This is a genomic window from Polymorphospora rubra (assembly GCF_018324255.1).
GTDB classification, from domain to species: Bacteria; Actinomycetota; Actinomycetes; order Mycobacteriales; family Micromonosporaceae; genus Polymorphospora; species Polymorphospora rubra.
The window spans coordinates 7,872,617-7,887,145 of record NZ_AP023359.1 but is presented as its reverse complement, the minus strand read 5'-3'; the positions used below and the strand labels follow the sequence as shown (position 1 = coordinate 7,887,145).

Sequence of the window (14,529 nt, the reverse complement as noted above, 5' to 3'; positions counted from 1 at the left end):
TGCTCGGTCATGCGAACCGCTCCGGTCGGAAGGGAGACAGGTCGAGGTCGGTGTCCCGGCCGGTCAGCACCTGCGACAGCAGCAGACCGGTCGCCGCGGACAGGCCGATGCCGGCGCCCTCGTGCCCGCAGGCGTGCAGCAGGCCCGGCGCCCGCGGGTCCGGGCCGATGACCGGCAGGTGGTCCGGGCAGTACGGCCGGAAACCACGGTAGGCGCGCATCACCGACACCCCGGCCAGCACCGGGAACAGCCCGATCGCCTTCGCGGCCACCGCCCGCAGCGCCGGCACCGACAGCGTGCGGTCGTAGCCGACCCGTTCCCGGCTCGACCCGATCAGCACCGGTCCGGCCGGCGTGCCCTCCACCACCGGCGACGTCTGCAGGTCGGCGTCGCCGCTGGCCACGTCGGAGACGTACTCGGCGGCGTAGACCTTGTGCCGCACGATCCGGGGCAGCGGCTCGGTCACCAGGATGAAGCCGCGCCGGGGCAGCACCGGCAGATCGATCCCGGCCAGCCGGGCGATCTCGCCGCCCCAGGTGCCGGCCGCGTTGATCACGGCACCGGCGGCGAGGTCGCCGTCGCCGGTGCGGACGCCGGTCACCTTGTCGCCGTCGCGCAGCAGGCCGCGCACCTCGACCCCGGACCGCAGTTCCGCGCCCTCGGCCCGCGCGGCGCGCAGCAGCCGGGCGGCGGCCAGCGCCGGCTGGACCTGGGCGTCCTGCGGGTAGTACGCGCCGCCGGCCAGCGCCGGGTTCAGGTGCGGCTCGTAGTCGGACAGCCCGTCCGGACCGATCATCGTGACCTCGACGCCGGCGCCGCGCTGGTCGTCGGCGAGCGTCCCCAACTGGTCCAGCGTCTCCGCCGCCGACGCGACGACCACGCCGCCCTTCGGCTCGTACTCGAAGCCGCCGACCTGTTCGCCCAGGTCGCGCCAGAGGCCGGAGGAGAGCTGGGCGAGCCGCAGCTCCGCGCCGGGCGGCTTGTCGGAGACCAGGATGTTGCCCTCGCCGGCCCCGGTCGTGCCGCCGGCGACCGGACCCCGGTCGACGACGGTGACCCGCAGCCCGGCCCTGGTGGCATACCAGGCGCAGGCGGCGCCGACCACGCCGGCACCGATCACCAGCACGTCAGGGGCGGTCATCACACACCTCCGTCGGCGGCCGGCCCGACCGCGTCGAGCCGGACCAGCAGGGCCTGCTCGGGGGCGAGCACCGGGGGAGTGAGCCCGACCGTGCCGAGCACCCGCCCGCCGACCTCGACCGGGCCGGAGCCGTACCACGCCGGGTCGATCCGGCCGGTCGTCGCCGGCCGGCCGAACTCGGGCAGGACGGTGACCCGGTAGACCCGGTCGGGGTCGAGGCCGGGCATCCGCCACGGCGCCGGTACGGCGTCGACCGAGGTGGCGAGCTGCACGTACGCGAAGACCGCGGTGGCCCGGTCCGGTGCCACGACCCCGTGCACCCAGGCGGCCGGGTCCGGGTGGTCGCCGCGGACGACGGTGCCGCCGTGCAGCACCGGCCGCAGGTCCTTGTAGCCGGCGATCGCGGCCCGCAGCGCCGTCCGCTCGTCGGCCGTCGCCGTCGTCACGTCCCACTCCAGGCCGAAGTGCCCGAAGACGGCGGTCGCCACCCGGAACGACAGGTCGTGGGTACGGGCGGTGGTGTGCGAGCGGGGCGGGCCGACGTGCGCGCCCATCAGCTCGGGCGGCACGAACAGGCCGGTCCAGCGCTGGATCGCCTGCCGCTCCAGGGCGTCGTTGCAGTCGCTGGCCCACACCCGGGCGGTGTGCTCCAGGACCTCGAGGTCGATCCGGGCGCCGCCGGACGAGCAGCTCTCGATCTCCACGCGCGGGTGCCGCCGGCGCAGTTCGGCCAGCAGCCGGTAGACGGCCCGGGTCTGCTCGCGTACGGCGGCCCGGCCGTGGTGGCCGGCGTCGACGAGGTCCCGGTTGTGGTCCCACTTCAGATACGCGATCCGGTACGTGCACAGCAGGTCGTCGAGCCGTTCCAGCAGGTACGCGTACGCGTCCGGGTGGGACACGTCGAGCACCTGCTGGCGGCGGCCGGGTGGCGGCAGCACCCCGTCGGCGGGGCGCAGCACCCACTCCGGGTGCGCGCGGAACAGCGCCGAGTCCGGGTTGACCATCTCCGGTTCGACCCACAGGCCGAAGTCCATGCCGAGGCCGGTGACGTGGTCGACCAGCGGGTGCAGGCCGTCCGGCCACACGTCCGGGTCGACGTACCAGTCGCCGAGGCCGGCGCTGGAGTTGCGGCGGCCGGTGAACCAGCCGTCGTCGAGCACGAACCGTTCCACGCCGAGGTCGGCCGCCACGTCGGCGAGGCCGCGCAGCCGGTCGACGTCGTGGTCGAAGTAGACCGCCTCCCAGGTGTTGAGCACCACCGGACGCGGGGCGTCCGGGTGGCCCGGCCGGGAGCGCAGCCAGCCGTGGAAGGCGGCGCCGATCCCGTCCAGCCCGGCGCCGCTGTACGCCGCGTACAGCCACGGCGACTCGTACGACTCCCCGGGGGCGAGGATCACCTCACCGCCGAGCAGCAGTTCACCGCCGCCCAGCGTGGACCGCCGCTCGGGCAGCCGCTGGGCGTACGTCACGTGGTTGCCGCTCCAGGCGACGTGCACCGCCCACACCTCGCCGGTCCGGTGGCCGAAGCCGCGGGTGCCGGCGACCAGCCCGATCGTGGCGTCGTGCCCGGTGCGGCCGCGCCGGCTCTCCCGTACCCAGGCGCCGTGGTCGAAGGCACGGCGCTGCGGGTGGCGTTCCCGGGCCCACCGCCCGGTGAAGTCGAGCAGTTCGTCGGCGTGCGCCGGCACCGGCACCGCCACCTCCAGGGCGTCGACCGTGTACGGCGTGGTGCCCCGGTTGGTGACGGTGTGCCGGAGCCGGGCCAGCCCCGCCGGGGCCAGTTCGACGTGCGTGACGAGTTCGAGTCCGGTGCGTTCGTCCCGCGCGGTGAAGGTGGCGGCGTCCGCCGTCACGCTCGTCGCGGTCAGCGTGAACGCCGACGACCAGGCGGTGCCGGCCCGGTGGCCGCGCAGCCCGGGCCGGCCCATGTGGCCGGTGCCGGCCTCGGGCAGGATCGCCACCGGCACCGCCGGGTCCGGGGTGTTGATCGCCGCCGGCTCGTCGGGTTGCCGGGCGACGTACGCCGCGTCGGCGTCGCCGAGTTCCGGCCCCCAGTGCCGGATCACCGGCAGTCCGGGGCCGGCCGCGTCGACGACGAGACTGACCCCGGGACGGCTCAGATGAACGACGGCGGACCCGTGCTCAGAGGGCATTCGGTCGTCTTCCGGTTGCCAGGTTCGCGGCCTCCGCCGGTTCCTCGGTCTCGTCCGGCTGCTCGGCGACCTTGGCCGGCGCCGGCTCGTCGACCACGACGTCCGTCCGCGGCTGGATCCGGCCGGCCTCGATGTCCTCGGCGAAGTGGCAGGCGACCCGGTGCCCGGAGGCGAGTTCGCGCAGCACCGGCCGCTCGTTGTCGCAGCGGCTGGCCTGCCGCCACGGGCACCGGGTGTGGAAGCGGCAGCCGCTGGGCGGGTTCGCCGGCGACGGCAGGTCGCCGTGCAGCAGGATCCGCTTGCGGGCCACCTCGACCGACGGGTCCGGCACCGGGACGGCGCTCATCAGCGACCGGGTGTACGGGTGCATGGGCGTACGGTAGAGGGTCTCCGACGACGCCTGCTCGATGATGGTGCCGAGGTACATGACCCCGACGGTGTCGCTGATGTGCCGGACCACCGCCAGGTCGTGCGCGATGACCAGGTAGGTCAGCGAGAACCGCTCCTGGAGTTCCTTCAGCAGGTTGATCACCTGGGCCTGGATCGACACGTCGAGCGCGGAGACCGGCTCGTCGGCGATGACCAGTTTCGGGTTCAGCACCAGGGCGCGGGCGATACCGAGCCGCTGCCGCTGCCCGCCGGAGAACTCGTGCGGGTAGCGGTTGACCACCGTCGACGGCAGGCCGACGACGTCGAGCAGTTCCCGGATCCGCTTGGCGTGCCCGGCCGCGCCGCCCGGCATCTTGTGCGCCCGCAGCGGTTCGGTGAGCAGCGACTCGACGTTCTGCCGCGGGTTGAGGCTGGCCATCGGGTCCTGGAAGACCATCTGGAAGGTGCGCCGCAGCGAGCGCAGCGGACGCTCCTTCAGCGCCAGCAGGTCCTGGCCGTCGAGGGTGACCGAGCCGCTGGTCGGCTCGGTCAGCCGCATGATGGCCCGGCCGAGCGTGGACTTGCCACAGCCGGACTCACCGACCAGGCCGAACGTCTTTCCGGCGTCGACGTCGAGGTCCACGCCGTCGACCGCCTTGACCGCGCCGGTGGTCCGCTGGAACAGCGTTCCCGCCTTGAACGGGAAGTGCACCTTGAGGTCACGTACCTCCAGCAGGCTCACCGGACACCGCCTTTCACCGTGCTGACGCTCTTGGAGGAGGCCGGGAGGTTGACCGGCCGGATGCACCGGGCCCGGTGCGGCGACGTCACCGACACGTCGGTGACCGCGGGCGGGCCGGCCAGGCAGGCGTCGACCGCCCGGTCGCAGCGGGGTTGGAACGCGCAGCCGCGGTCCCAGGGCACCAGGTCGCGTACCGAGCCGCGGATGGTGTGCAGGGCGGCACCGCGGTCGTCGTCCATGCGGGGGATGGAGCGCAGCAGGCCGTCGGTGTACGGGTGCGACGGCTGCCCGAACAGGTTGGTGGCGGTCGCCGACTCGACGACCCGGCCGGCGTACATGACGTGCACGTCGTCGCACAGGCCGGCGACGACGCCCAGGTCGTGCGTGATCATGATCAGGCCGCAGCCGCTCTCGCTGACCAGGTCGCGCAGCAGGTCGAGGATCTGCGCCTGGATCGTCACGTCCAGGGCGGTGGTCGGCTCGTCGGCGATCAGCAGCTTCGGCCGGCAGGCGATCGCGATCGCGATCATCACGCGCTGCCGCATGCCGCCGGAGAGCTGGTGCGGGTACTCGCCGAGGCGGCGGGCCGGGTCGGGGATACCGACCCGGCGCAGCAGCGACTCGGCCTCGCGGCGGGCGTCCACCCTGGACGCCTGCGAGTGCCGGGTGATCACCTCGGTGAGCTGGCGGCCCACGGTGATCACCGGGTTCAGGGACGTCATCGGGTCCTGGAAGATCATGGCGACCTCGCTGCCCCGTACGTCGCGCATCTGGCGCGGCGTGAGGGTGGTCAGGTCCCGGTCGCCGAGCAGCACCTGGCCGGTGACCTTGACGCCGCGCCGGGGGAGGAGCCCCATGATCGCCAGCGAGGTCACCGACTTGCCGGAGCCGGACTCGCCGACGATGCCGACCGACTGGCCGGCCGCCACGTCGAGGGTGACCCCGTCGACGGCCCGCACCGGCGGGTGACCGGACCGCTGGAACGTCACGGTGAGGTCGCGTACCTGGAGGAAACTCATCGGGTCACCGCCGCATCTTCGGGTCGAGGGCTTCCCGCAGCGACTCGCCGACCAGGGTGAAGCCGAGCGCGGCCAGGACGATCGCCAGGCCGGGGTAGAACGCCAGCATCGGGGCGGCGGCAAGGGTGCTCTGCGCGTCGTTGAGCATCCGGCCCCATTCCGGCGTCGACGGATCGCTGCCGGACAGGCCCAGGAACGCCAGGCCGGCCGCCTCCACGATCGCCAGGGCCAGGGTCAGGGTGCCCTGGACCAGGATCGGGGTGAACGAGTTCGGCAGCACGTGCCGGAAGACGATGCCCGCCCGGGAGATGCCCAGCGACTTGGCGGCCAGCACGTAGTCGGCGGTGCGCTGGCCGAGCATCTCGCCGCGCAACAGACGGGCGAAGATCGGGACGTTGACCACCGCGATGGCGATCATCACCGAGGTCAGGCTCTGGCCGAGCATCGCGGCGACCGCGATGGCGAACAGCAGGCCGGGCACCGACAGCATGATGTCGACGAACCGCATGACGACCGTGTCGACCCAGCCGCCGAACGCGCCGGCCAGCAGGCCCAGGAAGACCCCGGCGGTGGCGCCGAGAGCCAGCGACACCACACCGATCAGCAGCGACTGCCGGGCACCGTGGACGAGCCGGGAGAACACGTCGCGGCCCAGCGGGTCGATGCCCAGCCAGTGCTCGGCCGACGGTCCGGGGTAGACGCCGGGGCGGACCTCGGACAGCCAGGAGTTGTCCTTCGGCGAGTACGGCGCGATCCACGGCGCCAGGATCGCCACCACGACGAAGATCGTGATCAGGACCAGGCCGACGATCGCCATCGGGTTGCGGAAGAACCGGCGGGCGGCGTCGCCGCGCAGCCCCCGGGCCGGCGGCCGGGCGTCGGACTTGCCCGACTCACGCTTCTCCGGAGCCTTCCCGGCGGGGACGGCACCGGCCTCGGTAACGCTCATGAAACCCTCACCCGCGGATCGAGCAGGCCGTAGATCAGGTCGACGATCATGTTGACCACGACGTAGATCACGGCGATGACCAGGATGAACCCCTGGATGGTCGGGAAGTCGCGTTCGACGATGCCGTCGGCCATGAACTTGCCGACCCCGGCGAACGCGAACACCGTCTCGGTCAGCACCGCCCCGGCGAGCAGTACGCCCAGTTGGAGACCGATGACCGTGGTCACCGGCAGCATCGAGTTGCGCAGCACGTGCCGGCGGGTGATCGTGCCGGCGAGCAGGCCCTTGGCCTCGGCGGTGCGTACGTAGTCCTCGTTGAGCACGTTGAGCACCGACGCCCGGGTCATCCGGACGATCACCGCGAGCGGGATCGACGCCAGTGCCAGGGCCGGCAGGATGAGGTGCGTGATCGCGTCCCAGCTCGCGCCGAGGTCACCGGTGATTATCCCGTCCAGCACGTAGAAGCCGGTCGGATGCTCGGTCCGGGCCCGGGCGTCGGCCCGGCCGGAGGTCGGCAGCCAGCCGAGCTGCACCGCGAACACGAACTTGAGCAGGTAGGCGAGGAAGAAGATCGGCACGGTCACGCCCAGCAGCGACCCGGACACGACCAGGTTGTCGACCCAGGTGCCGTGCCGGCGGGCGGCCAGGTAGCCGAGCGGGATACCGACCGCGACCGCGATGAGCAGCGCGCAGACCGCGAGCTCGATCGTGGCCGGGAACCGGCGCAGCATCTCGTCGACGACCGGTTGGCCGGTCTGGAGTGACGCGCCGAAGTCGAGCCGGACCGCCCGCCACAGGAACTGCAGGTACTGCTCCCACAGCGGGCGGTCCAGGCCGAGCTGCACCTCGATGTCCCTGACGGCCTCCGGCGTCGCCCGTTGCCCGAGCAGTGCCTGAGCGGGACCACCCGGCAGGGCGCGTACCCACGCGAACAGCAGGATCGAGAGCCCGAGCAGGATCGGGACGAGTTGGATCAGTCGTCGGAAGACGAAGCGCAGCACGTCGGTTCAGCTCCCGAGGTCGATGAGCTTGAAGTACTCCAGGCTCACGGGAGACGGGGTGTAGCCGGTGACGTCCGAGGCCAGCGCGAGCAGCGGCTGGTTGTGCACGAACGGCACACCGGGGATGTAGTCGAACAGGAGCTGGTTGACTTCCTCGTACAGCGCCTGGCGGGCGGCCTGGTCGGTCTCGGCCAGCGCCTGGTTGAGCTTGCCCTGGATGTTCGGCTCGTTCAGGGCGAACTGCGGGTTGTTCTCGCGGAAGAAGGTGCCCACGAAGTTGTCCGGGTCGGCGTAGTCACCGCTCCAGCCCAGCAGGAACAGCTGGCCCAGGTTGTCGCTCTGGATGTTCTGGAGGTAGTCCGGGGTCCACGGCACGGTCTTGGGGACGATGGTGAAGCCCACCTTCTCCAGGTCGGCCGCGAAGGACTCGTAGACCGCCTGCGGGTTCGGCATGTACGGCCGGGACACGTTGGCCGGGTACCAGAACTCCAGCGTCAGGTTGGTCTCGCCGGACTCGGCGATGAGCTGCTTCGCCTTCTCCTCGCTGTACTCGTAGCCGGCGATCGAGCTGTTGTAGCCCCACTGCGACGGCGGCAGGAACTGGTTGGCCACCTCGGCACCCTGCGGGTACTGGGCGTCCAGCAGACCCTGGCGGTTGAGCGCGTGCGCGATCGCCTGCCGGATCTTCTGGTTCTTCAGCAGCGGGATGTTGTTGTTGAAGCCGACGTACCCGACGTTGAACGCCGGCCGGGAGACGACCTGGGCGGCCGATTCCACGGCGGCGACGTCGGCGGCCGCGACACCCTCGTACGCGTCGATCTCACCGGCCTGGAGGGCCTGGAGCCGGGCGGTGGCGTCGGCGATCGGCCGGAAGATGATCTCGTCCAGCTTCGGCCGGCCCTCGTGGTACTCCTCGTTGGCCTCGAGCACGAGCCGCTCGCCGCGTTCCCAGCTGACGAACTTGAACGGGCCGGTGCCGGCGACGGTCGTCGAGCCGAACCCGCCGCTGTAGGAGATCGAGTCGCCCTGGACGGTGACGTCGGTGCCGCCGTCGGTGATGGCCTTCGGGCTGGCGATCGAGAACGCCGGCAGGACCAGGCCGGCGAGCAGCGCCGACGACGGCTGGGCCAGGTTCAGCGTGACCGTCGTGTCGCTGGTGGCCTCGCAGGACTTGTACCGGCTGGTCTCCGGGACGGACTCGTTGTCCTTGGTGGCGAAGCCACCGAAGATCGTCTGCCAGTAGTAGGAGATGTCGCCGTTCTGCTGGGCGCCCTTGAAGTTGTACCAGCGGTCGAAGTTGAAGCAGACCGCCGCGGCGTTGAACGCCTCGCCGTCGTGGAACTTCACGTTCGGCTTCAGGTTGAAGGTGTACGCGAGGCCGTCGTCGCTGATCGTCCAGTCGGTGGCCAGCGAGGGCACGACCTCGGTGCCGCCCGGCTCGAGGGCGACCAGGGTCTCGTAGATCTGGAAGATGGCGCGGAAGGACTCGCCGTCGGACACGTACGCCGCGTCGAGGGTCTTGGGGTCGTCCGATGCGCCGAAGATGAAGGTCTTGCGGTCACCGTCGCGATCGGAGCTGTCACCCGAGCCGCTGCAGCCCGCGACGAGCGCGGCGGCAGCCGTCAGGGCGACAACCGGGCGTAGTTTGCCGGTTATGCGCATTGCGTTCTCCTTGGTTGTCCCAGCGTTGGGGGCGCGCCGCGGTCCGGTCGGGCGCCACCCCGCCCCGTGTCGACGCTCGCCGGTCGGTCGCCTTGGTCGGGCGCCGGTGGCCGGCTTACCGCCGGCCGTGTGGAAGGACCTAACCATGTCAGCGACCGTGTGCGATGTGCAATTGCACTATCGTATCTGAATCGTGATCGAGGTCCGAGATGGCTCATCGATAAGGATTCTGAGCTGCCATGGAGGTGGATCACTACCTACCTTAAAGGGTGTTGTGAGAGGTGGTGGGTGACACTACAATATTACTGCCTCGATCAAGTCTGCCTGAGGCTCTTGCGTGTCGACGGGGGCCACGCAACCATCACCCCCAAGAGGAGACCGTATGGCTCTGAACGGCAGATCCAGGCGTCGACTCGGAGCGGTGACCATGGTCGCCGCCCTCGCGGTCGGCGCCATCGTCCACCCGCAACCCGCCATCGCGACGGTGCCCGAGTACAGCCCGAAGATCACCCCGTTGGACCCCCAGGACTGGGACAACCAGTACGACCTCACCTGGGAGGACTTCAAGCCGGTCCCCGGCGTCGACTGGACCGACCCGAACCGGCAGCCGACCGTCGACAAGTGGAACGCCGCGCTTGTCGTCCTCGACTACCCGAACATGCCGTTCCAGATCACCCAGCCCGAGGGCTCGACGATCTTCGGCAACCCGATCGGCGTCGGCGACATCCCCCGCGACGACGTACCGGAGTTCTACCGCGACCTGCTCAACAAGCCGGGTGCGCTGAACCACGGCCAGACGCTGAACTCGTACTGGATGGAGGTGTCGTACGGCAAGTACGGCGTCGACCTCACCTCGTACGGCTCCTACCAGATGCCGCGCAACCACTTCGAGTACGGCAACGCGCCCTACGGCGACGCGTCGAGCTGCCCGCCCAACTTCACCTGCAACGGCAACTTCGCCCGCGACGCCCGCGCCGCCTGGGTCGCCGACGTCGGTGAGGAGGTCGCCAACTCGTACGACCAGGTGTTCTACATGGGCGCCGGTCTCGACGAGTCGACCGCCTGGCAGGTCTTCGGCGAGATGATGTTCAACGGTCCGGAGGACGTGCCGGACGCGTGGGGCCCGCCCGCCGAGTTCGACCCCGAGAACAAGATGCCCAACGCGATGAAGACCCGCTACATCCCGTGGACGTCCTGGGCGGCCGGCTCGTTCACCTGGGCCAGCGCCGGCAACCGCTCGGGCAACATGGCCGAGTCGTCCGGCACCGCCGGGTACGCCCACGAGTTCAGCCACATCCTCGGCATCGGCGACAACTACAACGGCGCCTTCGCCGTCCCCGCCCAGCGCACCTTCACCGGGCAGTGGGACATGATGAGCCAGGGCTCGTGGAACGGCCCGACCGGCATGCACACCCGCTGGAAGGTCCCCGCGGACGGCGGCTCCACCGTCGGCCCGCACCACAACATCCGCAACAAGCTCCAGCTCGGACTGATCTCCGAGGCCGACATCGTCGACCTGAGCCGGGAGGGCCTGAAGCAGTCCGGGCTCGTCGTGGCCAAGGTCCGGGCCCGCGCCGCCGGGCCGCTGACCGACGAACTGCTCGGCGTACGGGTCACCCTCGACGGCGCCGCGCCGGTCGACCGGACCCCGTCGTGCCACCCGTCGACCGGCGGCGTCAACTGCGCCGGCACCAGCGACTACACGCACTACACGATCGAGACGGTGCAGCAGATCGGCGTCGACTCGTACATTCCCGGCAACGGCGTCATCATCAACAAGACCAAGCCGCGCGCCACCAACTGCGGCACCGCGACCTGCTTCGCCTGGACGATCGACCCCAAGCCCGAGGACATCGGGATGGTCGACTTCTACCAGCCGGACGGCACGCCGCGGATGGTCGTACCGGGTGACCCGCGCCAGCTCAACGACGCCACCTTCAACGTCGGCACCAACTCCGGCACCGAGTTCGAGTGGGTCGACCCGCACAACCGGCTGCACTTCTACATCATCGACCTGCACTACGACGCCGACGGCGTGCGGACGTACACCGTGGGTGTGCGCTCGCTCGACGGTGCCGGCCCGCACACCCGGGGCGTACAGGTCAACGACGGCAAGGCCGGCCGCCACAAGCCCGGCAAGGCCGCCCGGTGCACCTTCCCGGTCATCAACTCCGGAAAGCCGGTCGCGTTCGACCGCGCGGCGCACCCGACCGACGTCAAGGACATGGCGCGGGCCGACATCTACCGGCTCAGCGTCACCACCGCGGGCGCCGGTTGGAACGCGGAACTCTACAACGAGGTCACCGCGATCCCGTTCCACAAGCGGGACAGCGTGACCGTCTACGTCGCGCGGGATCCCGGCTCGACGCCGACCGCGACCGTGTCGCTGACCGCTGTCTCGGAGAGCGACCCGACGGTGCGGGCGACCGCCACCTGCACGGTCCACGTCTCCGACACCGGACAGCGCTGACCGCGCCCGGCGGGTGCCCGGTGACCCCGGGCACCCGCCGGCCCGCCCCGCCCGTCCGACCGGTCCCGCCCGGCAGGATCGCGGTGATCAGGGAGTACGCACCCTGACCCGCCGCCGACACGCGAGACGAGATCCCTGATCACGAGGATCTATCCAGGTCAGGGACGGTCGTCGATGACTGAGTAATGTGGACTCTCCCGGGATCGTGCCGCACCCCGTCCGGGCCGGGCGGCACGGCCCGCCTTCCTCCTAGCGTGGATCACGTCACCGACGCGGTGGCGACAAGCTGAGAGGAAGAACAATGAAGCGACTGCTGGCGCGTACCGCCGTCGTCACCATGGCCGTGGCCTTCGGCGCCGCACTGGCCGCCCCGGCCCAGGCCTCGGCCCTTTGCGACCGACCGATACCGCCACCGGCCTGCGACCCCGGGTACGAGCCCGAGCCGACCGTGCGGGACAGCGCGGCCCGCGGCTCGCTCGACGGCGTGACGTACGTCGGCAACGCCGTCCGGGTCGGCGGCTGGGCCTACGACGCCGACAGCGGCAGCAGCCCGCTGCTGGTCGACATCTACATCGACGGCGTGTTCAAGCAGACCCTGACCGCCAACACCTACCGGCCCGACGTGGCGCAGGTCCACCCGTCGTACGGCGCCTACCGCGGCTACGAGGCCACCATCCCGGCCGGGCTCGGCACCCACCAGGTCTGCGCGTACGCGATCAGCGTGGTCCCGTCCGGTGTCAGCCACCCGGGCAACCCGCAGCTCGGCTGCCAGTCGTACACCGCGAGGCTGGCCGCCCCGACCAACCTGAGCATGTCCCGCAACGCCGACGGCGTCGCCCAGTTCACCTTCGTCGACAACTCGGTCGAGGAGACCTCGTGGCGGCTCCAGGTCAAGACGCAGCGCTGGGAGAACCGCTGGGACCCGCGGCTCGGCATGTACGTTCCCCACGTCTACTACACCTACGAGACCACGAGCCTGCAGCCGCACACCGGCACCGGCCAGCGGACCGTCACGGTGCCGGGCATCGGCTCCATGGACTGCGGCTTCACCCTGAGCGCCGTCGCCGGCTCGTTCCAGAGCGCCCCGGTCAACACCGGCTGGTGCTGACCCTCCGTTGAACCCGCACGTCCCGGCGCCCCGACCCGAGGCGCCGGGACGTCGGCGTACCCGGCGACCGGTCGCCGCGGCCCGGGCAGGTCCGGGCCCCGGCGTTCCCGGCGCCGCAGGCCGTCAGGACGGGCAGACGAAGCGGGCGTCGGCCCAGATCGCCGAGGCGTTCCCGGTGGCGCTGGTGGCCACCAGGTCGACGACGGTGGCGGCCGGGATCCCGATGTCGATCTGCTCGGCGGCGCTGACCCTGGTTCGCGGCCCCGACCCGTACACGGCCTCTCCGTCGGCCTGCACCGTGAACGTGACCTCGACATCGTCCGCGTCCGCGTCGGCGACCGCGATGACCGCCCGCAGTTGCTCGCACCCGGTCGGCGGGGTGACCCGCAGCCGGCTCGGCGCCGCCACCACGACCGCGTTGGGATAGGTGGCCCCGTCCAGGTCGACCGCACCCGGCCGGGTACGCGGCTCCGGCTCGGGCTGGTCGACGGCCGGTGTGCCGTCGACGACCAGCAGCATGTCGGACAGGTAGCGGGCGTTCTCGGCCTGGACCTGCTCGTTGCCGCCCACCGGGCCGGGCACGACCTTCGCCGCCGCGCCGGCAAGGGCGACCGCGACGGCCGCGACTCCGGCGACCATGAGCCGGTTCCAGTGCCCGGTCGGCCGCCCGACCGGTCGATCCGGTGGCACCGCGACGGCCGGTGGCATCGAGACGGCCGGTGGCACCGCTGGGCCGGCCGGGACGAGGGCGGCGACGGTGGCGGGGGTGGGCCCGATCGGCGCGGTGGGGCCGGCCGGGAGTGCCGGGAGGGCCGGGGCCGGCGGGCCGCCGGTGCCGGCCGCCCCGGCGCCGGCGGCGCGCGGTGCGGACGGTCGGGGCAGCAGCGTCGGCCGGCGCCGGGCGGCGAGATCCTCCACCCAGCCGAACAGGACGACCGCGATCCCGACCAGCAGCCAGACGAGCGCCAGCCGCAGCACGATCTCGGTCACCCCCGGCTCGAAGCCGCTCGGGGTGAACAGCAGCGCGGCCAGCAGGGCGGCCGGCATGTGCCACAGGTAGATGGTGACGGCCCGGCCGTTGAGTAGGTCCACCACCCGGTCCAGTGGCTTGATCCGTTCGAGCCACTCCACGCGGGGGCGGAACCGCAGCACGGCGGCGACGAACGCGATCGACCACAGCGTCTTGCCGGCCGGGATGCGGTTGAGGTCGAAGGTGCCGGTGGTGGTCAGCGCGGCGACGCAGACCCAGACCGCACCGGCGACCGCGAGCACCCCGACCCCCAGGGCGTAGCGGCGGGCCGGGATCCTCCGCAGCAGGCCGTCGTGGTGGGCGAACCCGAGCATCCACAGCGCCAGGTAGGCGCTGACGTGGTCGGCCTGCTCGGCGAAGTAGCCGCCGACGGTGACCACGTCGAACAGCATCGCGACCGGCAGCAGGACGGCGGCGGCCAGACTCGGCCACGGCCAGCGCCGGAAGAGTGCCAGCAGGGCCGGCGAGAGCAGCACCAGCCACAGGTACGTCGTGATGTACCAGAGCACGGCGACGAAGGTCCAGGCCCAGGCGTCGCCGCCGACCGGCGGCACCCGGGCCGGGAACAGCCACCAGACCAGGTCGGCCCAGCCGAGCGTGGTCGGGGGCGGGGTACGCCAACCGGCGTACACCAGCAGGCCGACGGCGACGAGACCGAACGCCCAGATCGGCGGCAGCAGCCGGCGCAGCCGCGCGCCGACCGCCCGCCGGCCGCCCCGGTCCAGGGACCGGGCCATGAGCGAGCCGCCGAGGGTGAACATCAGACCCATCGCCGGGAACAGCAGGGTCAGCCAGGCACCGCCGAAGATGTGGTAGTAGACGACCCGTACCAGGGCCGCCGCGCGCCACAGGTCGAGATAGCGGTCGCGGCCCCGCCCCGTGGGG

The 14,529-nt window shown here is 71.7% G+C and carries 10 protein-coding genes; 2 read left to right on the top strand and 8 right to left on the bottom strand.

Annotated elements, in window-relative coordinates:
• Positions 1-7: 7 nt before the first annotated feature.
• Genes Prubr_RS34590 through Prubr_RS34560 form a run of 7 tightly spaced genes read right to left on the bottom strand, consistent with a single transcriptional unit; the run spans position 8 to position 9,036 of the window.
• Entirely contained in the window at positions 8-1,141 is a 1,134-nt protein-coding gene (locus tag Prubr_RS34590; RefSeq protein ID WP_212819703.1) for an NAD(P)/FAD-dependent oxidoreductase, read from the bottom strand.
• Positions 1,141-3,294, bottom strand: coding sequence for an alpha-galactosidase (locus Prubr_RS34585; RefSeq protein WP_212819701.1), 2,154 nt, complete (start codon positions 3,292-3,294; stop codon positions 1,141-1,143). The genes Prubr_RS34590 and Prubr_RS34585 overlap by 1 nt, the downstream gene beginning before the upstream one ends.
• A complete protein-coding gene (locus tag Prubr_RS34580; protein WP_212819699.1) occupies positions 3,284-4,405 on the bottom strand; it encodes an ABC transporter ATP-binding protein in 1,122 nt (373 codons plus the stop codon). Before Prubr_RS34580 ends, Prubr_RS34585 begins: the two co-directional genes overlap by 11 nt.
• Positions 4,402-5,424: an ABC transporter ATP-binding protein gene (locus tag Prubr_RS34575; RefSeq protein ID WP_212819697.1), complete on the bottom strand. Its 1,023-nt coding sequence runs from the start codon at positions 5,422-5,424 to the stop codon at positions 4,402-4,404. The genes Prubr_RS34580 and Prubr_RS34575 overlap by 4 nt, the downstream gene beginning before the upstream one ends.
• Positions 5,425-5,428: 4 nt before the next feature.
• A complete protein-coding gene (locus Prubr_RS34570; protein ID WP_212819695.1) occupies positions 5,429-6,373 on the bottom strand; it encodes an ABC transporter permease in 945 nt (314 codons plus the stop codon).
• Entirely contained in the window at positions 6,370-7,374 is a 1,005-nt protein-coding gene (locus Prubr_RS34565; protein WP_212819693.1) for an ABC transporter permease, read from the bottom strand. Before Prubr_RS34565 ends, Prubr_RS34570 begins: the two co-directional genes overlap by 4 nt.
• 6 nt (positions 7,375-7,380) lie before the next feature.
• Positions 7,381-9,036, bottom strand: coding sequence for an ABC transporter substrate-binding protein (locus tag Prubr_RS34560; RefSeq protein WP_212819691.1), 1,656 nt, complete (start codon positions 9,034-9,036; stop codon positions 7,381-7,383).
• Positions 9,037-9,463: 427 nt separating this feature from the next.
• Here Prubr_RS34560 and Prubr_RS34555 point away from each other — a divergent pair, with 427 nt between their 5' ends.
• Together Prubr_RS34555 and Prubr_RS34550 are read left to right on the top strand one after the other, a co-directional pair.
• Complete coding sequence (locus Prubr_RS34555) at positions 9,464-11,506, top strand: M6 family metalloprotease domain-containing protein (RefSeq protein WP_246569125.1); 2,043 nt, start codon at positions 9,464-9,466, stop codon at positions 11,504-11,506.
• A gap of 301 nt (positions 11,507-11,807) precedes the next feature.
• On the top strand, positions 11,808-12,614 hold the full coding sequence (locus tag Prubr_RS34550) for a hypothetical protein (RefSeq protein ID WP_212819688.1): 807 nt from the start codon (positions 11,808-11,810) through the stop codon (positions 12,612-12,614).
• Positions 12,615-12,737: 123 nt separating this feature from the next.
• On the opposite strand, the gene Prubr_RS37895 is transcribed toward Prubr_RS34550, so the two are convergent.
• On the bottom strand, positions 12,738-14,495 hold the full coding sequence (locus tag Prubr_RS37895; protein WP_281425970.1) for an acyltransferase family protein: 1,758 nt from the start codon (positions 14,493-14,495) through the stop codon (positions 12,738-12,740).
• Between the last annotated feature and the right edge of the window lie 34 nt (positions 14,496-14,529).

Coding starts and splice junctions, on each gene's coding strand:
- Prubr_RS34590 (WP_212819703.1), bottom strand. CDS start 1,141: ATGACCGCCCCTGACGTGCTGGTGATCGGTGCCGGCGTGGTCGGCGCC.
- Prubr_RS34585 (WP_212819701.1), bottom strand. CDS start 3,294: ATGCCCTCTGAGCACGGGTCCGCCGTCGTTCATCTGAGCCGTCCCGGG.
- Prubr_RS34575 (WP_212819697.1), bottom strand. CDS start 5,424: ATGAGTTTCCTCCAGGTACGCGACCTCACCGTGACGTTCCAGCGGTCC.
- Prubr_RS34570 (WP_212819695.1), bottom strand. CDS start 6,373: ATGAGCGTTACCGAGGCCGGTGCCGTCCCCGCCGGGAAGGCTCCGGAG.
- Prubr_RS34560 (WP_212819691.1), bottom strand. CDS start 9,036: ATGCGCATAACCGGCAAACTACGCCCGGTTGTCGCCCTGACGGCTGCC.
- Prubr_RS34555 (WP_246569125.1), top strand. CDS start 9,464: ATGGTCGCCGCCCTCGCGGTCGGCGCCATCGTCCACCCGCAACCCGCC.
- Prubr_RS34550 (WP_212819688.1), top strand. CDS start 11,808: ATGAAGCGACTGCTGGCGCGTACCGCCGTCGTCACCATGGCCGTGGCC.